16 protein-coding genes and 2 tRNA genes are annotated in these 19,974 nt (G+C 68.9%); 6 read left to right on the forward strand and 12 right to left on the reverse strand.

Translation table 11 applies throughout. The features are described 5' to 3' along the window. The first annotated feature begins 21 nt into the window (after positions 1 to 21). Positions 22 to 855, forward strand: a complete 834-nt coding sequence (locus BLV96_RS29060; protein WP_086671585.1) for an aldo/keto reductase — start codon at positions 22 to 24, stop codon at positions 853 to 855. A gap of 52 nt (positions 856 to 907) precedes the next feature. Here the strand turns inward: BLV96_RS29060 and BLV96_RS29065 are convergent, their stop codons facing one another. From BLV96_RS29065 to BLV96_RS29075, 3 genes are all read right to left on the reverse strand, one after another. After that, a complete protein-coding gene (locus BLV96_RS29065; RefSeq protein ID WP_086671614.1) occupies positions 908 to 1,747 on the reverse strand; it encodes an SAM-dependent methyltransferase in 840 nt (279 codons plus the stop codon). Positions 1,748 to 1,884: 137 nt separating this feature from the next. After that, a complete protein-coding gene (locus BLV96_RS29070) occupies positions 1,885 to 2,979 on the reverse strand; it encodes a beta propeller repeat protein (RefSeq protein WP_086671587.1) in 1,095 nt (364 codons plus the stop codon). A 64-nt stretch (positions 2,980 to 3,043) separates the two neighbouring features. Continuing rightward, entirely contained in the window at positions 3,044 to 3,466 is a 423-nt protein-coding gene (locus tag BLV96_RS29075; RefSeq protein ID WP_086671588.1) for a helix-turn-helix domain-containing protein, read from the reverse strand. Positions 3,467 to 3,613: 147 nt separating this feature from the next. Here BLV96_RS29075 and BLV96_RS29080 point away from each other — a divergent pair, with 147 nt between their 5' ends. Next, a complete protein-coding gene (locus BLV96_RS29080; protein WP_086671590.1) occupies positions 3,614 to 4,030 on the forward strand; it encodes a hypothetical protein in 417 nt (138 codons plus the stop codon). 61 nt (positions 4,031 to 4,091) lie between these two features. Here BLV96_RS29080 and BLV96_RS49985 read toward each other — a convergent pair whose 3' ends face one another. From BLV96_RS49985 to BLV96_RS29090, 3 genes are all read right to left on the reverse strand, one after another. Then, a complete protein-coding gene (locus BLV96_RS49985; RefSeq protein ID WP_158104057.1) occupies positions 4,092 to 4,256 on the reverse strand; it encodes a hypothetical protein in 165 nt (54 codons plus the stop codon). Positions 4,257 to 4,379: 123 nt separating this feature from the next. Next, positions 4,380 to 4,922 (reverse strand): type 1 glutamine amidotransferase domain-containing protein, encoded by a 543-nt coding sequence (locus tag BLV96_RS29085; protein WP_086671592.1) that lies wholly within the window; start codon positions 4,920 to 4,922, stop codon positions 4,380 to 4,382. A gap of 76 nt (positions 4,923 to 4,998) precedes the next feature. After that, complete coding sequence (locus tag BLV96_RS29090; RefSeq protein ID WP_086671595.1) at positions 4,999 to 6,552, reverse strand: SpoIIE family protein phosphatase; 1,554 nt, start codon at positions 6,550 to 6,552, stop codon at positions 4,999 to 5,001. Positions 6,553 to 6,691: 139 nt separating this feature from the next. On the opposite strand from BLV96_RS29090, the gene BLV96_RS29095 reads away from it, so the two are divergent. Beyond that, complete coding sequence (locus BLV96_RS29095) at positions 6,692 to 11,356, forward strand: HAMP domain-containing protein (RefSeq protein ID WP_086671616.1); 4,665 nt, start codon at positions 6,692 to 6,694, stop codon at positions 11,354 to 11,356. Here the strand turns inward: BLV96_RS29095 and BLV96_RS29100 are convergent. After that, positions 11,308 to 11,381 (reverse strand) — tRNA-Gly (locus BLV96_RS29100). The two genes, BLV96_RS29095 and BLV96_RS29100, sit on opposite strands and share 49 nt — an antisense overlap. Positions 11,382 to 11,460: 79 nt before the next feature. Here BLV96_RS29100 and BLV96_RS29105 point away from each other — a divergent pair. Next, positions 11,461 to 11,534, forward strand: a tRNA-Pro gene (locus BLV96_RS29105). Positions 11,535 to 11,763: 229 nt separating this feature from the next. Here the strand turns inward: BLV96_RS29105 and BLV96_RS29110 are convergent. Both BLV96_RS29110 and BLV96_RS29115 read right to left on the reverse strand, forming a co-directional pair. Beyond that, on the reverse strand, positions 11,764 to 14,703 hold the full coding sequence (locus tag BLV96_RS29110) for a hypothetical protein (RefSeq protein WP_091389633.1): 2,940 nt from the start codon (positions 14,701 to 14,703) through the stop codon (positions 11,764 to 11,766). A gap of 70 nt (positions 14,704 to 14,773) precedes the next feature. After that, positions 14,774 to 15,553 carry an NAD(P)H-binding protein gene (locus tag BLV96_RS29115; RefSeq protein ID WP_086671600.1) on the reverse strand — a complete coding sequence of 260 codons (780 nt, stop codon included), beginning with the start codon at positions 15,551 to 15,553 and terminating at the stop codon, positions 14,774 to 14,776. 67 nt (positions 15,554 to 15,620) lie between these two features. On the opposite strand from BLV96_RS29115, the gene BLV96_RS29120 reads away from it, so the two are divergent. After that, on the forward strand, positions 15,621 to 15,992 hold the full coding sequence (locus tag BLV96_RS29120; protein WP_086671602.1) for a winged helix-turn-helix transcriptional regulator: 372 nt from the start codon (positions 15,621 to 15,623) through the stop codon (positions 15,990 to 15,992). A 7-nt stretch (positions 15,993 to 15,999) separates the two neighbouring features. Here the strand turns inward: BLV96_RS29120 and BLV96_RS29125 are convergent, their stop codons facing one another. The 3 genes from BLV96_RS29125 to BLV96_RS29135 form a co-directional block, all read right to left on the reverse strand. Then, positions 16,000 to 17,562 carry a carbohydrate-binding protein gene (locus BLV96_RS29125; protein ID WP_086671604.1) on the reverse strand — a complete coding sequence of 521 codons (1,563 nt, stop codon included), beginning with the start codon at positions 17,560 to 17,562 and terminating at the stop codon, positions 16,000 to 16,002. A gap of 116 nt (positions 17,563 to 17,678) precedes the next feature. Then, complete coding sequence (locus tag BLV96_RS29130; RefSeq protein ID WP_086671606.1) at positions 17,679 to 18,125, reverse strand: nuclear transport factor 2 family protein; 447 nt, start codon at positions 18,123 to 18,125, stop codon at positions 17,679 to 17,681. A 5-nt stretch (positions 18,126 to 18,130) separates the two neighbouring features. Next, positions 18,131 to 19,006, reverse strand: coding sequence for a TIGR03619 family F420-dependent LLM class oxidoreductase (locus BLV96_RS29135; RefSeq protein WP_086671608.1), 876 nt, complete (start codon positions 19,004 to 19,006; stop codon positions 18,131 to 18,133). A gap of 147 nt (positions 19,007 to 19,153) precedes the next feature. Here BLV96_RS29135 and BLV96_RS29140 point away from each other — a divergent pair, with 147 nt between their 5' ends. Next, positions 19,154 to 19,972 (forward strand): hypothetical protein, encoded by an 819-nt coding sequence (locus tag BLV96_RS29140; RefSeq protein WP_086671610.1) that lies wholly within the window; start codon positions 19,154 to 19,156, stop codon positions 19,970 to 19,972. Positions 19,973 to 19,974 lie beyond the last annotated feature (2 nt).

Consider the following 19,974-nt stretch of genomic DNA (forward strand, 5'->3'; position numbering starts at 1 on the left):
ATGAACCGGAAAGGAAATCACGTGACCAGCGTGCCCGTGATCGAACTCAACAACGGCGTCCGGATGCCCCAGCTCGGCTTCGGCGTCTTCCAGATCCCGGACGACGAGACCGTCGCGGCCGTGCGGACCGCGCTCGACGCCGGTTACCGCAGCATCGACACCGCGTCCATCTACGGCAACGAGGCCGCCGTTGGCCGCGCGCTGGCCGAGTCGGACGTTCCCCGCGACGAACTGTTCGTCACCACCAAGCTGTTCAACAGCGACCAGGGCTACGACGAGACGCTGCGCGCGTTCGACGAGAGCTTGGGCAAGCTGGGCTTGGAGCAGCTGGACCTGTACCTCATCCACTGGCCGCTGCCCGCGCGCGACAAGTACCTCGACACCTGGAAGGCGTTCGAGAAGCTGCAGGCCGACGGCCGCGTCCGCGCGATCGGCGTGTCCAACTTCCAGCCCGCGCACCTCGAGCGGCTGATGGACGCGTCCGACGTCGTCCCGGCGGTCAACCAGGTCGAGCTGCACCCGTACCTGCAGCAGCGGGAGGTCCGCGAGTTCGACGCGAAGCACGGCATCGCGACGGAGGCGTGGAGCCCGCTCGCCAAGGGCGGCTCGCTGCTGGGCGACCCGGTGGTGGCCGAGCTGGCGGTCAAGCACAGCCGGACGCCCGCGCAGATCGTGCTGCGCTGGCACCTGCAGCTGGGCAACGTGGTGATCCCGAAGTCCGCGACGCCGTCGCGGATCGAGGAGAACTTCGACCTGTTCGAATTCACCCTGTCGGAGGACGAGGTGGAGTCGCTGTCCCCCTTGGACCGCGGCGAGCGCACCGGCCCGGACCCGGACACCTTCAACGCCGGCTGACCGCATGACCTGAACGACTCGTTCATGTCGTCCGACGACATGAACGAGTCGTTCATTGCTTGCGGGCCACGCCGCCCAGGGTCAGGAAGTTCAGCTCGCTCAGCGGGTTCAGGCGCGGGCCGTCCGGCCACCACTCGTGCAGGTAGACCAAGCCGGGCCGCAACAGTTCCGTGCCGTCGAAGAAGGCCGCGATCTGCTCGCGCGTGCGGTGCACGCTGCCCAGCCCGGTGCCCTGGAAGCTCGTCTCCAGCAGCCGCGCCAGCTCCTGGCGCGGCGAGTCCTCTTCCGGGTCGAAGTGGTGCGTGAGCAGCAGGAACGAGCCGGGCGCGAGCGCCGCCACGTACTCCGCGACGATCGACTTCGCGCGCTCGTAGTCGTCGATGTGGTGGATGATCGACGTCAGGATCAGCGCCACCGGACGGGTGAAGTCGAGGTACTCCGTCACGACGTCGTCGGTCAGCGTCTCCGCCGGCTTGGTGAGGTCGGCGCCGGTCACGTGGGTCAGGTAGTTCTCTTCCAGCAGCGCCCGGCCGTGCACCTGCACGACCGGGTCGTTGTCGACGTACACCACCTGCGCGTCCGGGTTGTACCGCTGCGCCACCTCGTGCGTGTTTTCCGCCGTGGGCATGCCGGAACCCAGGTCGAGGAACTGGTCGATGCCGCGCTTCCCGGCGAGGAACCGGACCGCGCGCACCAGCCAGTCGCGGTGCTCCTTCGCCATCGTGTGCGCGCCGGGCGCGATCGCCAGCAGGCGCCGCATCGCTTCGCGGTCGACCTCGTAGTGGTCGTGGCCGCCCAGCAAAGCGTCCGACAACCGGGCCAGGCTCGCCTTGGAGAAATCGAGGGACGCCGAGCCCCCCTCGGTTCCGGACCGCAGGTCGCCAGGCGTCATCGGCTGCTCTCCCTCGTCGTGCGGCGCCGGCCCCTGCCCGGGTTCGGCCACCTGTGTCCGGCAACGGACAGTGCTCAGACTACGACATGCCGTTCACCAAGTGAACCGGGCCGAAGGGCCTTAGCTGCCAGGCACAACTACCCGATCACCAGCTCGCGCCACCTGTGTCCGCCGTCCGTGGTGCGGTACAGGGCGGAGCCGCCGTCGGCGTCCGGCTGGCCGTCGACGACCACGCCGGTGCCGCCGCCCGGGAAGTCCAGATCGGTCAGGCTGAACCCGCGGTCCGGCAATTCGGTCGTGGTCCAGGTGCGGCCGCCGTCGGTCGTGCTGTGCAGGAACCCGGTGCCGCCGCCCTCGGCCGCGACGGTCGCCGACGTCGGTGACGCGGCCGCGAAACCCTGGTTGATCCCGAGGTAGGGCACCGGATCCTCGTCGCTGAACGGCCCGCCGAGCCGGTCCGCGTGCCGCAGCCGCCGCTCGGTCGAACCGGGCTGCGGCGAACCGGGGCTGCTGCTGCACAACGCCACGACCTGCCGGTCGCGCACGCCGGCGAGCGACGCGACCGTCCCGGCCGGGCAGGGCGGGGCCGCCGGGGTGAAGCGGACGCCGTCCGGCGAGGTCCAGTACCGCTCGGTGCCGTAGTCCGCGCCGAGCGCGACCTGCAGGCCGCCGCCGACGGCCAGGTCGCCGTAGGTGAGCCCGCCGGTCACCGCGAACCCGGGCACCGGGACCAGCACCGGCGAGCCGGCGGCGCCGGAGTACAGCCGCGTCGAACCGCGGCCTTCGCCGTAGGCGGTGAGCACGGCGAAGACGCGGCCACCGGTTTCGGTGAGCTTCGAGAGGTAGTACGGCTCCCGCGCGCCGATCAGGCCGACCGGGTGCCAGCTCGCGCCGCCGTCGCGGGTCGTGACGACGCGGACGCCGTCGCTGACGTAGGCGACGCGGTCGCCGGTGACCGTCAGGGCGACGTGGTTGTGGTTGTCGGGCAACGACATCGGCGGCGCGCCCAGGCGCCGCCAGTGGGTGCCGCCGTCGGTCGTGGCCAGCAGGGCCGGGCACCACTTCTTCGCGCACGGCGAGTAGCCCAGGACGTACCCGGTGGCGGGGCCGGTCCAGCTCGTCGACGCGGGCCGGAACCCTTGCGGGACCGTGCTTTCCGCGGTCGCGGGCAAGCCGGACACGGCCAGGAGGGTGAGGACGGACGCCAGCAGCGCCGGGATTCTCATGATCACCTGGACGTGTCGCGCGGGGCGGGGTTGCGCGGTCTCGCGAGGTTCCGCCGCGCGGCTCAGCGCGTCACGCCGGCCCCTCGGTGAACGAGGCGACGAACCGCAGCAGATCGGCGCCGGCGGCGAGGTCGCCGAGCACGATGATCTTCACGGTCGCGCGGTCCGGGTCGTAGATGGTCTCGACGCGCAGGGGCCGCCCGCCGGCGTCCCGCGGGCCGTTCACCGAGGCGACGACCACCGTGGCGATCCGATCGGCCATCTCCCGGTCGACGCCGGAGACCTCGGCGACGCTCGAAAGTTCGGCGACGGGCCGGTCCGGCCGCGGTTCCGCCACCGGCAGCCCGGTGAAGGCCTCGAGGTCGTCGGCGGCGATCCGGTACTGCTTGCCGATCCGGACGGCCTTGAGCCGCCCGTCCCGCACGTAGTTCCGCACCGTCCGGACGTGCAGCCCGAGCTTCGCCGCGACCTGTTCGACGGAGTAGACCTCCATGAGCCTCCTTAAACTGCCCTATCAGGCTACCCGTCAGGGCAGTTTGCGGAACTCGGGATTCGCACGACCGGGTCGCGGGTATTCCCCACTGTTGCTTCCACCCGCCAGATACGTCCACATCGGACAGTCGAAAGGACGGCGCCGACGATGCCGTATCCCCCTCCCCAGGAGCCGTACGAACCGCGGTACGAAGAGGCTCAAGCCGAAGAAGTCGTGGAACGCACCCACCCGCGCATCCGGATCGTGCGGACGGTCAACGCCCTGATCCACCTCGTGTGCGCGGTGTTCGCGCTGGTGCTCGCCGTCCACATCGTGCTGGTGCTGGGCGAGGCGAACATGGCGAACGGGTTCGCGCACCTGATCAACGAGTGGTCCGCGGGCGTCTCCCTCGGCCTGCGCAACCTGTTCACGCCGGATTCGGCGAAGCTGGCGACGTTCTTGAACGACGGCCTCGCCGCCGTGATCTGGCTGGTCATCGGCGCGATCCTGACCGACGTCATCACGCGGATCGGCGTGCCGGGGCCCCGGCGGGTCTGGTACCGCCGCGGCTACCGCTACCACTGACCGGTACGTGAAGAAGGCCTCCCCGGACGCGAGCCGGGGAGGCCTTCTTCATGCTTGAAAACTAGCCTTGCGGTTGTTCGACGACCGGTTCGTCGGGCTGCGCCTCGGGCTCCGGCCGCACCTCGGCGGAGTCGGCACCCCGCGGTGCGGGGACGCCCCGGGCGGGGGCGACCACGTCGAAGTGCTCCCGGCACCAGCGGCCGTAGCGGCGGGCCTGCACTGTCATCGCGTCCACCTCCTCTCCACGGGCGATCCTGGTCACACCCTCAGCGTCCTCCGCCGAGGCGGCGAAAGCCAACAGATTTAAGCGGGACTTAACACACGGCCGGGTGAACGTCTACAAAGGACTTCAGCCCGCGAACTCCCGCACGACCGTCCGGCAGAACGCCGGCAGGTCGTCCGGATTGCGGCTGGACACCAAGCCGTTGTCGACCACTACTTCTTCGTCGACGACGGTCGCCCCGGCGTTACGCAGGTCGGTGCGGATGCTCGGGTACGACGTCAGGGTGCGGCCACGGACGACATCCGCTTCGACGAGCGTCCACGGACCGTGGCAGATCACCCCGACCGGCTTGCCCGCGCGCACGAAGTCGCCGGCGAACTTGACCGCCGCGCCGTCCGTGCGCAGGTTGTCGGGGTTCATCGTGCCGCCCGGCAGCAGCAGCGCGTCGAAGTCGCCGACCTCGACGTCGGCCACCTTCCGGTCGACCGGGAACCGGTCGCCCTTGTCGATGTCGCCGTTCATCGCCTGGATCTCGCCGGTGTCGAGGGACACCAGCTCCACCGTCGCGCCCTCGTCGAGGACGGCCTGGCGCGGCTTCTCCAGCTCGACCTGTTCGACGCCGTCCGCGGCCAGGATCGCGACGCGGCGACCTTGCAGTGAGTTCGCCATGGGACTCCTGTCGTGGGGATCAATGCACGGAGGAGTTACCCGCTCGAAACCCGGTCAAACACGGTCCACAATGGACTCAGTCGGAGCACTCGACGGCCAGCACCGCGATGTCGTCGTGGGCCGAGCTCCCCAGCCAGTCGCGCACGGCCTGGCGCAGCCGCCGCACGACCTCGCGGGCCGGTTGCCCCGCCGCGGTCGCCAGTACCGCGCGCAGCCGGTCGTCGCCGAACAGCTCCGTCTGGTCGTGGCGGTTGCGGGCCTCGGTTATGCCGTCGGTGTAGAGCAGGCAGACGTCGCCGCGCTCGAGCCGCACCTGCGCCTCGGCGAAGCGGGCCTGCGGCGAGATGCCGACGAGCGTCCCCGGGACGGTGACCTCTTCGACGACGCCGGCGGCGCGCACGATCAGCGGCGCCGGGTGCCCGCCGGAGGCCAGCGTCAGCTCGACTCCGCCGTCGGACGGCCGCGCCGAGCCCAGCACCAGCGTCGCGAACCGGCTGCTGCCGCCGGCGATGAGCAGTTCGTTGAGCAGCCGCAGCAGCGTCCGGCCGTCGCGCTCGACCATGGCGAGCGCGGTCAGCGCGTGGCGGACCCGCCCGGTCAGCGCCGCGGCTTCGGCGCCCTTGCCGCAGATGTCGCCGAGCACGAGGAACGCGCTGCCGTCGTCGTGGGCGAGGACGTCGAAGAAGTCGCCGCCGACCGCGAGCACCCCGCCGGCCGGCTCGTACCAGGTCTCGAAGCGGGCGCCGTCCAGCTCGGGCGGGTCGACCGGGCGCAGCGTGGTCTCCAGGCCGCGCGTGGCCTCCTCCTGGCGGGCGTAGCGCTGCGCGTTGACCAGCGCCGTTCCGGCCGCCCTGGCGAACTCCGCCACCGCGCGCCCCTGCTCGGCGCCGAAGTCCGGGTCGGCGCGGCGGCCCAGCAGCAGCGCGCCGGTGACACCGGCGCCGGCGTTCGGGCCCAGCGACACCACGGCGACCTCGGCGTGCCCGGCGAACCGGTCGGCGACGACCGGGGGCAGGGTCGCCAGCTCGGGCGCGGGGACCGGGGCGAGCTCGGGCTTGCCGGTGGTCGCGAACGTCGCCGCCAGCACCGGGGCGACCTGCGCCGGGACCCGGCGGATCCGGCCGTGGCCGTGGGCCGACGGGCGCTCGCAGCTCCACCACTCCCACCGGCCGCGGGTGGTCGGCAGCAGCACGAAGACGGTTTCGGCCAGCGCGGACGCGGCCAGCTCGGCGATCACCCGCGCGGTGCCGTGCCGCCCGCGCGCGGCGGCGAGCCTCGGCCCGGCCTCGGCGAGGAAGTCGCCGACGTGCCGCTGCGGGACGTCCTCGGCGGGCACGGTCCAGGCGTGCCAGCCGCCGGGGAGGGCGCGGATCCGCGCGGGACGACGATTACCGGCCACTTCCACATGACCCGAGGTTTCGGCGAGCGGGTGCAGCCGGGGCTCGGCGCCGCCGGTCAGCGTCCGCGCGGCCGGGTTCGCCCAGCGCAGCACGCCGTCGGCGTCGGTGAGGAACACCGCGTCCCGCACGTCTTCGAGGACGGCCCGCCCGAAGGCGTCGAAGCCCGGCGGCGCGTCATCGGCCGTCATCGGTGGCAGGGCCGCCGACGCCGGGGCCGGACGTGACACCATGCACGGACCTCCTGCCTCCGGACTGCTATCGCACGGCTACCGCGTGAGCGGGCGGACTGGCTCGAAGTGTAGGGCGAATCATGACACGCTGGGTCGTGGACCATGGCTGGCGCATGCGTGGTGGAGAGGGTCGGCACACATGACAACGGAATCCCAGAGCGAGGCGGCGGCGCTGGAGCGGCTGCTCGTGGCGGTGCGGGATCTCGGGGACGGCAACTTCCGCCGGCGGCTCGTCCCGCACGGCGACGGCATCTCGGCGCAGCTCGCGGTCGCGTTCAACGACATCGCCGAGCGCAACCAGCGGCTGGTCAGCGAGCTGCTGCGGGTCCGCGCGGCGGTCGGCCAGGACGGCCGGCTCAGCGAGCGGGTGGAGGCCGAGGTCGGTCCCGGCGGCTGGAGCACGGCCGTCGACAGCGTGAACGGCCTGGTCGAGGACCTCACGCGGCCCACGATCGAGCTCGACCGCGTCCTCGGCGCCGTCGCCGAGGGCGACCTCTCCCAGCCGATGACCCTGACCTTGGACGGCCGCCCGTTGCAGGGCGCGTACGCGACGCTGGCCAAGACGGTCAACGGCCTCATCGCGCAGCTGTCGCGCTTCGCCGCCGAAGTGACGAGGCTCTCCCGTGAGATCGCGGGTGAGGGACGTCTCGGCGGCCAGGCGGTCGTCCCGGGCGTGTCCGGCACCTGGCGCGACCTGACCGACTCGGTCAACTTCATGGCCGACAACCTCACCGAGCAGGTCCGCAACATCGCGCAGGTCACCACCGCCGTCGCGCGCGGCGACCTGACCCAGAAGATCAACGTCGACGCCCGCGGCGAGATCCTCGAGCTCAAGAACACCATCAACACGATGGTGGACCAGCTGTCGTCGTTCGCCGACGAGGTCACCCGCGTCTCCCGCGAGGTCGGCTCCGACGGCAAGCTCGGCGGCCAGGCGCAGGTCCCGGGCGTCGCCGGGACGTGGCGCGACCTCACCGACTCGGTCAACCTGATGGCCGACAACCTGACCGACCAGGTCCGCGGGATCTCGCAGGTGGCGACCGCGGTGGCCAACGGCGACCTGACGAAGAAGATCGACGTCGACGCCCGCGGCGAGATCCTGCAGCTGAAGAACACGCTGAACACGATGGTCGACCAGCTCTCGGCGTTCGCCGGCGAGGTCACCCGCGTGGCGCGCGAGGTCGGTTCCGAGGGCAAGCTCGGCGGGCAGGCCGAGGTGGCCGGCGCGGCCGGGACGTGGCGCAGCCTCACCGACTCGGTCAACGGGATGGCCGACAACCTCACCGACCAGGTCCGCAACATCTCCCACGTGACCACGGCCGTGGCGAAGGGCGACCTGACGCAGAAGATCACCGTCGACGCGCGCGGCGAGATCCTCGAGCTCAAGACGACGATGAACACGATGGTGGATCAGCTGTCCGCGTTCGCGGACGAAGTCACCCGAGTGGCGCGCGAAGTCGGCACCGAGGGACAGCTGGGCGGCCAGGCGCAGGTCCCCGGCGTCGCCGGCACCTGGCGCGACCTCACCGGGTCCGTGAACTTCATGGCGAACAACCTGACCACCCAGGTCCGCAACATCGCCCAGGTCGCGACCGCCGTCGCGCGCGGTGACCTGACGCAGAAGATCGCCGTGGACGCGCGCGGCGAGATCCTGGAGCTGAAGGACACCCTCAACACGATGGTGGATCAGCTGTCCGCGTTCGCGGACGAAGTCACCCGAGTGGCGCGTGAGGTCGGTACCGAAGGGAAGCTCGGTGGCCAGGCCGCCGTGCCCGGCGTCGCCGGGACCTGGAAGGACCTCACCGACAACGTCAACTCGATGGCGAACAACCTGACCGACCAGGTCCGGAACATCGCCCAGGTGACGGCGGCGGTCGCGAAGGGCGACCTGACGCAGAAGATCACCGTCGACGCGCGCGGCGAGATCCTCGAGCTCAAGACCACGCTGAACACGATGGTGGATCAGCTGTCCGCGTTCGCGGACGAGGTCACCCGAGTGGCGCGCGAAGTCGGCACCGAAGGCATCCTCGGCGGCCAGGCCCGCGTCCGCGGCGTCGCGGGCACGTGGAAGGACCTCACCGACAACGTCAACGTCATGGCCGACAACCTGACCGACCAGGTGCGCAACATCGCCACCGTGGCGAGCGCGGTGGCCAACGGCGACCTGTCGAAGAAGATCCGGATCGAGGCCCAGGGCGAGGTCGCGGCCCTGGCCGAGACACTGAACGGCATGGTCGAGACGCTGCGCGCGTTCGCCGACGAGGTCACCCGAGTCGCGCGCGAGGTCGGCACCGAAGGCATCCTCGGCGGCCAGGCGCGCGTGCCCGGCGTGGCGGGGACCTGGAAGGACCTCACCGAGAACGTCAACTTCATGGCGCACAACCTGACCAGCCAGGTGCGCAACATCTCGCAGGTGACCACGGCGGTCGCGAAGGGCGACCTGACGAAGAAGATCGACGTCGACGCCCGCGGCGAGATCCTGGAGCTCAAGACCACGATGAACACGATGGTCGACCAGCTCTCGGCGTTCGCCTCCGAGGTCACGCGTGTCGCGCGCGAGGTCGGCACCGAGGGCAAGCTGGGTGGCCAGGCCGAGGTCGGCGGGGTGTCCGGCACCTGGCAGCGGCTCACCGAGAGCGTGAACCAGCTGGCCGGGAACCTGACCACGCAGGTCCGCGCGATCGCGCAGGTCGCGACGGCGGTGACGGCGGGCGACCTGACCCGGCACATCACGGTCGACGCGTCCGGCGAGGTCGCCGACCTCAAGGACAACATCAACCAGATGATCGCGAACCTCAAGGAGACGACGAGGACCAACCGCGAGCAGGACTGGCTGAAGACGAACCTCGCGCAGCTGTCGGGGCGGATGCAGGGCCACCGCGACCTGGCGTCGGTCGCGGCGCTGATCCTCTCCGAGCTGGCGCCGCTGGTCCGCGCGCAGCAGGGCGCGTTCTTCCTGGCCCGCGACGACGACCGCGACGGCACGGTGCTGGAGTGCATCGCCGCGTACGGGCTCGCCCAGTCCCGCGCCGGCCTGCGGTTCGCGATCGGCGAGTCGCTGATCGGCCAGGCCGCGGTCGACCACCGCACGATCCTGGTCCACAACGCACCGCCGGAGTACGCGCTGGTGTCGTCCGGCCTCGGCTCGGCCGCGCCGGTGAACCTGATCGTGCTGCCGGTGCTGTTCCAGGGCGAGGTGCTGGGGGTGCTGGAGCTGGCCTCGGTCAACGAGTTCAGCACGGTCCACCAGGACCTGCTGGAGCAGCTGCGGCACACGATCGGCGTCAACGTGAACACGATCCTGTCGAACTCGCGGACCGAAGCGCTGCTGACGGAGTCGCAGCGGCTGGCCCAGGAGCTGCGGGCGCGGTCGGAGCAGCTGCAGGCCCAGCAGGGCGAGCTGCGGCGGTCCAACACCGAGCTGGCCGAGAAGGCGGCGCTGCTGGCCCAGCAGAACCGCGACATCGAGGTCAAGAACAGCGAGATCGAGCAGGCGCGCCAGGAGCTGGAGGAGCGTGCCGGGCAGCTGACGGTGGCGTCGCAGTACAAGACGGAGTTCATGGCGAACATGTCGCACGAGCTGCGGACGCCGTTGAACAGCGCGTTGATCCTGGCGAAGCTGCTGTCGGAGAACCCGGAAGGGAACCTGACGGAGAAGCAGATCCAGTTCGCGAAGACGATCTACGCGGCCGGGTCGGACCTGCAGCAGCTGATCAACGACATCCTCGACCTGGCGAAGGTCGAAGCGGGCCGGCTCGACCTGCAGATGACCGACATCACGCTGCCGGAGCTGGTGGACTACGTCGAGTCGCTGTGCCGCCCGCTGACGGCGGACAAGGGCCTGGAGTTCGCGGTCCACATCGACCCGCCGGTGCCGGGCAGCGTCCACACGGACGAGCACCGCCTCCAGCAGATCCTGCGCAACCTGCTGTCGAACGCGGCGAAGTTCACCGACGAGGGCAGGGTGCGGCTGCACATCCGCGCGGCGGACCCGGCGGAGGTCGAGCAGGAGGCCCTGCGCGGCGCGCCGGGCATCATCGCGTTCGCGGTCGAGGACACGGGCATCGGCATTCCCGAGGAGAAGCTGGCGGTGATCTTCGAGGCGTTCCGCCAGGCGGACGGCACGACGAGCCGCAAGTACGGCGGCACGGGCCTGGGGCTCAACATCAGCCAGCAGCTGACGGAGCTGCTGGGCGGCGAGCTTCGCGTGGTCAGCGAGCCGGGCGTGGGCTCGACGTTCACGCTGTACCTCCCGGTGGCGGCGGCCAACCTGGTCGACCCGGCAGTGACGGCGCTGTCGTCCCCCCGGCTGCCGGCGGTGCCGAGCACGGTGCTGGTGGCAGCCCCGGACGTGACCCCGAAGCGCTTCCACGGCGAGAAGGTCCTGATCGTCGACGACGACCTGCGCAACGTGTTCGCGCTGGCAGCGGTCCTGGAGCAGGCCGGCCTGGAGGTGATCTACGCGGAGACGGGCGTGGACGGAATCCGGGCATTGGAGCGTCACGAAGACACGGCGCTGGTGTTGATGGACGTGATGATGCCGGAGCTGGACGGCAACGCGACGATCGCGGCGATCAGGGCGGAAGCGACCAACGCGGACCTGCCGGTGATCGCGGTCACAGCGAAGGCAACCCCGGAGGACCGGGCAAGGACCCTGGCCAGCGGCGCGGACGACTACATCACGAAGCCAGTGGACACGGACAAGCTGCTGGACGTGATCGCGGCGTCCTTGGAGGCGGACGCCGCGTCGTACGGTGGAGCGGGTGACGGGAATCGAACCCGCGTAGCTAGTTTGGAAGACTAGGGCTCTACCATTGAGCTACACCCGCGTGCCCCCGTCGGTACCCGGGTGCGAGGGTAGCTTAGCGGGACCCGCTAGGCTGATCACACACCCCCCTGGGGGTGTCACGGGATGTGGCGCAGCTTGGTAGCGCATCCGCTTTGGGAGCGGAGGGTCGCAGGTTCAAATCCTGTCATCCCGACTTGGGTCGAGGCTTCGCTTCGTGGGAGCCTCTTACCTCCTTTCTCCTACCCTGGGCCGCCCCCGGGCCCCCACGGTGCCTTTGGTCAGGCTTGGTGGGTCGTTCCAGCCGCCCTCCAGTCATCCGCGACGGTTCCCACAACCAGACGCACTGCCGGCGCGAAGTTCGCTCGATCAGGAAGACGTCCTGCCAAGTCCCCGCGCGGCACGGGCGACGCTCGGCGGCGATGTCACTCAGCCGGATCCGGCACCGGTCGCGAGACCGCAGCCTCCTCCACAGCCGACTGCCGGGCGCGCAGTGCCTGCATCTCGGTCGCGATCCTGGACAGCCGAACGCTCAACGACCAGCCGTAGCTCATCAGCCGGTTGACAATTGCCTCCGCCCGTCGGTCGCCGGTGGCGGAACTGGCTACAACAGCCGCTTCCAGCTGACTTTCCGTGTCTTCATCCCAATCCAATTCGTCCATTATTCGACCGACATACCGAGCGGCGAACTGGTCGTCGCCGAGCCGCAGGTACAGCTGGGCCATCCTGGCGCAGATGATGCCACCGGCGAAGCCCTCGACGCGTTCCAGCCGTCGAAGCAGCTCGAGTGCGCGCCGATGCTCGCCGTACCGCTCAGACCACCGGCGCGCCAGCTCCAACTCCGCCAGATGATGCATGGGGTTCTCGACGCCGGACAACGAATCGAGCTCAGCCAGAATCGTGTCGGTTTCTGCGCGCACCACTTCACCCGAAGAGCCGTTTGCATCAACGTTGGCCGTTTCCCACTCCGACCGCAACACAACCGCCTTGCTCTGACAATACCATCGATCCGGGCCGTCTGTGAGAGACTCAGCTTTCCGGAGCAGCTCCAACGCAGCCTCCGGCTCACCATCCGAAACCAGGATCCGACACGCCTTGTGCAGCACGAATATATCGGTGGGATAGCGACGAACGATTCGATCCAATAAAACTCGACTTCGACGCACATCACGCAAGCTCCAATAGACCTCGGCCAGGTGCGCGGCGTTCGTGGTCATTCGCTGCCGCTTGACAGCGCGGAAGGCAGCGCGAGGATCGCCGATTCCGTACAGCAAAAGAAGGCACGCCTGGCTGGCCAGCTGCAGATCCCGTGGATACTGCCGGGCCAACTGCTGCGTCAGCGGCCTCGACCGCGCAGCGTCGCGGTGTCCCAAAGCCGCGTCGACGATGTCCGGACCTCGATGGCCGGGAATCGTCCGAACCAACCGGCCGACCCGTCTGTCGTCGCGCACCAAGTCGAGTGCGATCCTGTCGGCGATCTCAAGGTGCACCAGCCGGAACCGATTGCCCTCAGCGTAGATCACACCCAACTCGTCCAAGCCGCGCAGCAAGCGCGGAGACAGACAGCGGACCGAACGTATCCGAACAGCGAAGAAAAGCAAATCCACGGCGCGATAGACCATCGTTGCCAACAAGAACAGCACCATAATAAGAACGAACTGATTATCGAGCCCGAGCGCCAGTACCAGAATGACTACCAATACCGGACGAGCCCACAATTTATCCGCAAAGGGCAGAGCTGACCAGAACGGCAACGCGTGCGCAGCGTCAGCCTTGGTGTCAAAAAGTGAGATCACTCTCCCAATGCTGACCACCTGCAACATCAATCCCAACCAGATGAAGTCGCGATAATTCCACTCGGTCGGCACCACGAGCGATACGTTCACCCAGAACGAGTCCATTATCGAGCCACCATGCCGATATAGCGCAACGATTGGGTCGTTATCGAACATTGCGACTATTTCAGTGAACATACCGACAGCTCGAGTCAGATGCAGAAAAACCGCATAAGTGATCACCGTCCCCAAAAGTGAAACACATATCTGGCCGACTTCTGAACGCTGAACGAACCAGGGCAAGGGAATACCGAAGACCCGCAAGGGCCGATACGGGTTCAGTCCGGCCGCAATGCTCACAGCAGTAGTCAACGCCATGGCGGGGGATCCGACGTACCAGCCTATCGAAAGCGCGGTGAGTGTCACGAGCACGATGGTCGTGCGGCGCACGCGAATGTCGTGATTCACCTCGCTGAGCCGGCCGGTGGACGAACTCGAGGAGAGCGCTACGGCCTCCAACACGCGGCTCAGGCGGGGATCATGCCTGGCCAATGCCGAACCATCCAGACGATCGCGCAAGAAGACCGACCAGAGCGCGGCTCGTGGGTCGGCGGAGTCCAAGATCTGCCGGGGAACTTCGGTTCGCGAACACACTTGGAGGGCGATGTGCAGCAGCAGCGGGTTGGTCAACACCTGCCGGAGCAAGTGGGGCCGACGCGCCTCCGCCAGCTGGTCGAACCAGGTGAACCGCTCACGAAGCAGTTTCGCCACGTCCCGCTCGCGCAATGGCCGGAGCGTGTACTGGCCGAACTCGTAGAACGACAGCCGTTCGGCTGTGACGGCGGATAGCGCGCTCCCCGGCCGGCGCAACACCAGCACCGGAAGCCGGGAGGCGTGGGCGATGATCGCCTGCCACAGCGAATCCGCGCCCTCACTGTCGACTTCATCGAAGCCGTCCACTGCCAGCATGATCCGGCCCTCGTCGACCAGCTGACGCAGGTTCGACCGGCGGAACTGCGGGTACCTGCGGTGGAGGACCCGGCTGGCCCAAACAGCGAGATCCCGGGCCCGGGCGGCCTCGGAATGCCGCCTCCACCGCCGGGGGTGCCAGTCCCGGGCGCTGACCAAGTCGACGACGCATGCCGGTTCATCGCCCGCCGCCAGCCCGGTTCGTCGCACTTCGACGGCCAGATAGGACTTGCCCGCACCGGCGTCACCGACCACCTCCGCACATCGACCCGCGGTGAGCATGGCGAGCAACTCACTGGCGGGTTCGGCCAGCGCGTCGTCGCTCGCATCCACCATCCTGATCGGGAGCTGGAACTCGTCGCGACGCTGTCGAAGTACCAGCGAGCGGTCGTTGCGCATAGTGGTGATCAACAATCGCCAGCGCTCCCGGTCGGACAGCCTGGCCGTTCGCAGCGTTCGGCCGACCTGCCACAGGTAGGGCACGAAGGGCACCAGCAGCGCCAGGAAGCCCCACCAGCCCTGGTTGTTGTTCAGGAAACCGTTCATCAACAGCTGAAGTCGGCCCTGCGCGCTCCGCGTTACGCGTATCACCCAGCCGGCGGTTGTCGGCTGCCAGCTCACCTTCTTGTCACATTGTGCAACTAATCGACAACCTTTAGTGACTACGCCCTCCGTCTCGAGTTGCGCACGGTCATTTGAACGCCACCACGTTTCGCGCCGCCCACTCCGCGAACGGACGCGGTGGGCGGCCCAGCACTCGCGAGACGTCCGGGCTCACCCGCTGCTCCGCCGGCCTCGGTGTCCCCAGGATGTCCAGCGTTGCCTCCGCGACCTCCGGTGGCATGAAGGCCGTCAACGAAGAAAACGCCTCCGCGCGCGTCTGCGGGATGAACTCCACCGGCTCCCCCAGCGCCTCTCCGATCGCCGCCGCTTGGGCGCGCGGCGAGATCAACCCCGGGCCTGTCAGCTCGTACGTACGCCCCGAGTGTGCGGAGTCCAAGAGCGCCGCCGCTGCCACCGCCGCGATGTCCGTTGGGTCGATCACCGGCAAGGCCACGTCGCCGAATGGGGCCGCCAGCTTGCGGGATCTACGCACGCTTTCCGCCCACTGCAACGCGTTTGACGCGAACCCAGCCGGGCGCAACACCGTCCACGGAAGGCCCGACACCCGCACCTCGTCCTCGAAGACCGCCGGGTGACGGCCCGTTCCGACGCCCTGCGACGACAACAACACGACCCGCGCGCCGTCGATCCGGTCCAGCACCGGCTTCAAAGGTCCTTGGAACCCTGGCGGCAGCAGCAAGAACACCGCCGAGGCCCCCTCGAAAGCCGGGCGCAACGTCGCCGCGTCCGACAAGTCACCCTGATGAGGCCCATTGCGGGACACCGCCCGCACCTCTTCACCCGCCGCGGTCAGCGCCTCCACCAACGGCCGTCCGACGTTGCCCGTCGCTCCCATGACTGTGATCATGCGAGCGACGCTACATTCCGACGTATAGTAGGTACCTAGAGGAAAGTAGTGGCTGGAGGCCCCGAAAGTGACCGGAACCACACCCGAGTTGGCCTGTCCGATCGCGCCTGTCGTCGACGTCGTCTTCAGCCGGTGGACCACGCCGATCCTGTGGACGCTCAACGAATACGGGCGGCAGCGGTTCGTCGAACTCGAACGCCGCATCGCCACCATCACGCCGAAAGTGCTCACCCAGCGGCTGCGCCAGATGGAACGCGACGGCCTGATCACCCGGACCTACCACGCCGAGGTCCCGCCGCGCGTCGAGTACGAGATCAGCGACCTGGGTCGCAGCCTTGGCCCGCTCTTCGCCAGTCTCGCCGACTGGTCACCCAACCTCGACAAGGTCGAAGCCGCGCGACAGGCCTACGACGACCGTTCGCGCAGCTCCGCCAGGTAGTTCACCACTAGGGCGAAACGTCCAGGTAGTCGAGGTTCGCCGGACCGTCGGCGGTGGTCGCGGTCAGGCGGATCGTGTGCGGGCCCGCGGCCAGAGCCACCGTGCGCGACACCGTGCTCCACGTCGTCCACGCACCGGTCGATGGGAACGGCACCCCCGCGGCGACGACCGTTCCGTCCACCGAAATGTCCACTGGGCGCGCCGTCGTCGTGCCGTTCGCGTAGCCGAACGTCAGCGTCGATGCCGGTCCGCTCACCTGCCACTCGACGTAGCTGCCGATCGCGTTCGCGCCGTTCGCGAAGCCCGTTCCCGAAAAACCTGCGTGATTCGAGTCGATCGTGCCGCCCGCCGAGAGTGACGCCGACTCCGCTTCGTAGCGAGAAGCACCCGACGACAAGCGGTACAGCACCGTCGCATGTGAAGGCACCGAAGCGCTGATCGACCCCGAAGTCGTGCGGATCGCCTTGGTCCACAAGTCCTTCAGCGTGTACGACGACGCGCTGCCGATGCCCGTCGCGGAAGCCGAAGTGCTGATCGTCGCCGTCGCCGTCGTCTCGTTGGACAGCGCCACCGCGCGGTCGCCGTTGGCCAGGACCTTGCTGTAGACGACCAGACCGCCGTTCGAACTGAGCACCGTCGCCTGCTTGCCCAGCGGATCCTGGTCCAGCGCGATCACGTCGGTGTTCTTCAGGATCGAGAAGCTGTCGTCGGACACCTTGCGCAGGTCGCTGCCGATGAGCAGCGGTGCGGCCATCATCGCCCACAGGCTGAAGTGCGTGCGGTACTCCGCCGCGGTCATGCCGCCGTTGCCGACCTCCAGCATGTCCGGGTCGTTCCAGTGTCCGGGACCGGCGTACTGCGCGAGACCGCGATTCGTCTGAGCTTTGGCGATCATGCTCGACCACTTGTCCGAGATGTCACCGGTGGAGCGCCACAGGTTGCCGACCGGGGCGGCCCAGGTCCACGGCTTGTTCTGGCCCCATTCGCAGATCGAGTACGCGATCGGGCGGCCGGACTTCGCGAGCGCGTCCCGCATCGCCTTGTACCGCTGCTGCGCGTCGACACCCTGGTTGTTGCAGTTGTCGTACTTCAGGTAGTCGACGCCCCAGGAGGCGAACAGGTTCGCGTCCTGCTGCTCGTGGCCGAGCGCGCCCGGGAAGCCCGCCTTGTTGCACGTGTGCGTCCCGGCGCTGGTGTAGATGCCGAACTTCAGCCCCTTCCCGTGGACGTAGTCGGCGAGTGCCTTGATGCCGTGCGGGAAGCGCGCCGGGTCCGGGACGAGGTCGCCCTTCGCGTCGCGGTCCGGCAGTGCCCAGCAGTCGTCGATGTTGACGTAGGTGTAGCCGGCGTCCTTGAGCCCCTTGCTCACGAAGATGTCGGCGATACCCCGGATCATCGTCTCGGTGAAGTCCGCCTTGCACTGCGTGGAGTTCCAGTTGTTGAACCCCATCGGCGGGGTGCGCAGGAGCCCGTTTTCCAAGGCGGAAGCCGGGGTTTGACTCAGGACGGTGCCGCTGGCCGCGAGCGCGAAGGCGGCCGCCGCGACCGCCGTGCGACGGAGGAAGGACATGCTTGCTCCCTGGTGGAGACATCGGAGGTCTACACCAGTTAGTAAAGAGTCCTGCCTAACCGGAGGTCAAGAGATCATGTATCAGATATGAAATTCGGGTTCCGCTGGCCGGGACGCTATTCCGTCACCTGCCGGGCCGTCGCCATCGCGCGTTCGGTCTCCCAGAACGCCCGCATCGACGTGATCAGCCCGTCCTCGCCCACGCGGTAGACGAACACGCCGTCGGTGTCGACGCGGTAGCCGCCCGGCAGGTACGTCGTGATCGTGCCGACGTTGGCGCACTCGTCCCCCGCCGCATGGGAGTCGCGGATCGTGAACTGGAAGCGCTCGACGTTCGCGATCGTCTTGTCCCAGAACGCGCTGATCCCGTCGCGGCCGTGGTGGCCTTTGCCCTCTTCGTCGAAGAGCGACGGCCCGACCGGGTCTTCGACGACCGCGTCACCGGCGAACAAGCCGAGCCACGCCTCCTTGTCCCCCGCCGTCACCGCGGTCATCGACGCGAACGCCGCGCGCCGCGCCGGCGGCTGCTCCGCCGCCGTGTCCCAGCTGACCTGCACGCCCATGGCCGTCACCCCTCGAACTTCGCGATGATCTCGGTGCCGAACTTGCGGATCGCTTCGAGCTTCGGCTCGATCGGCGCGTCGAAGCCGACGCCGTCGAACACCCACGGCATCGTGATGATGTCGGTGACGCCAACCTCGGCCTGCTCGCGGTAGCCGTCGAGGCCGAACTTGTCGATGCAGACGGCCTGGTACTCGAACGGGTCGTCGGCGCGGCCGCGCTCGGCCAGTAGTTCCTTGATCCTTGCGATGGTGTCGCGCAGCTCCTCGAGCTTCATCATCGCCGAGGACCAGCCGTCGGCGACGCGGGCCGCGCGCTTCAGCGCGACCTCGGTGTGGCCGCCGATGTAGAACGGCACCCGCGACGGCGGCGCCGGGCTCATCTGGATCTTGTCGAAGTCGTAGAAGTCGCCGTGGTACTCGACCATTCCGCCGTCGAGGATCAGCCGGAGGACGTCGATGGCCTCGTCGACGCGCTTGCCGCGCTTCTCGAACGGCACGCCGCAGTACTCGAACTCCTGCGGCAGCCAGCCGACGCCGAGCCCGAGGCCGAACCGGCCGCCGGTGAGCACCGACGCCGAGCCGACCTGGCGCGCCAGCAGCACCGGGTTGCGCGAGCCGAGCTTGAGCACGGACGTGTAGAAGTGGATCCGGCTGGTGACCGCACCCATCGCCGCGGTCGCGACGAGCGGGTCCACCCAGGGGGTGTCCGCGGTCCAGAAGCGGCTGCCGTCGGGGGTGTACGGGTAGTCCGTGTCCACCGTTTCGGCGTAGAAGAGCGAGTCCGGCAGGGCGATGGAGGCGAAGCCGGCCTCTTCGGCGGCCCGGGCGAGCCCGCCCAGCTGATCGAGGGGGTTCATCGCGATCGACAGGGTGAACTTCATGGTGTCGAACTATAACGTGTTCTAGTTTCTTCGGCCAGCTCTGACGGTGTGCCGGGTCACTCGCCGGGAACCCTCCGCGTAACGTCCGCGTTGTCCGAATCAAAGGTGACTTCCGGTCACCGAGCCCCGAACTTCTGGGAGTGGTCCATGGGCACCGCGATCTTCCTGATCGTGCTCGTCGTCGTGATCGTCGGTGGCGGCCTCTATTTCTCGCGGCAGCGCGCCGCGGCCCGGCAGCGGGAGCTCGACGACGCCAAGGCCGACGCCCGGCGCCTCGTCGAACGGCTCGGCGGCCAGGTCCTCAACCTCAACGGCAACGACACCGCCTCGATGCAGGCGATGGCCGACGCGAGCGAGCGCTACAACGCCGCCGGCTCGCAGCTGGAGCAGGCGCGCACGATCGAACAGGCCCGGCTGGTGAAGGACACCGCCGTCGAAGGCCTCTACTACGTCCGCGCGGCGCGGGTCGCGATGGGCATGGACCCCGGCCCGCAGCTGCCGGAGGAGGCCGAGCGCGAGCGCGCCGGCAAGGTCACCGAGCGCCGGGACGTCGACGTCGAGGGCCAGCACTACGCGGCCTCGCCCGACGCCGGCCAGGACACGCCGTACTACTACCCCGGCGGCCGCGTCGCCGGGCGGCCGGTGCCGCAGGGCTGGTACAGCGAGCCGTGGTGGAAGCCCGCGCTCGTCGCCGGCGCCTGGGGCCTCGGGTCGATGTTCCTGTTCAGCGCGATGTTCTCCGGCATGGGCGGCATCGCCAGCGCGTCGGCCTGGGAGTCCGGCTACGACGCGGGCCAGCAGGACGCGCTCGAGTCCGGTGACGCGGGCGGCGACGGCGGTGACGGCGGCGGAGACTTCGGTGGCGACGGCGGCGGCGACATGGGCGGCGGCGACTGGGGCGGCGGCGGTTTCGACGGCGGCGGCTTCGACGGTGGGGGCTTCGACGGCGGCGGTTTCGACTTCTGACG

The sequence above is a fragment of the Amycolatopsis pretoriensis genome, from assembly GCF_900107925.1.
GTDB lineage: Bacteria > Actinomycetota > Actinomycetes > Mycobacteriales > Pseudonocardiaceae > Amycolatopsis > Amycolatopsis pretoriensis.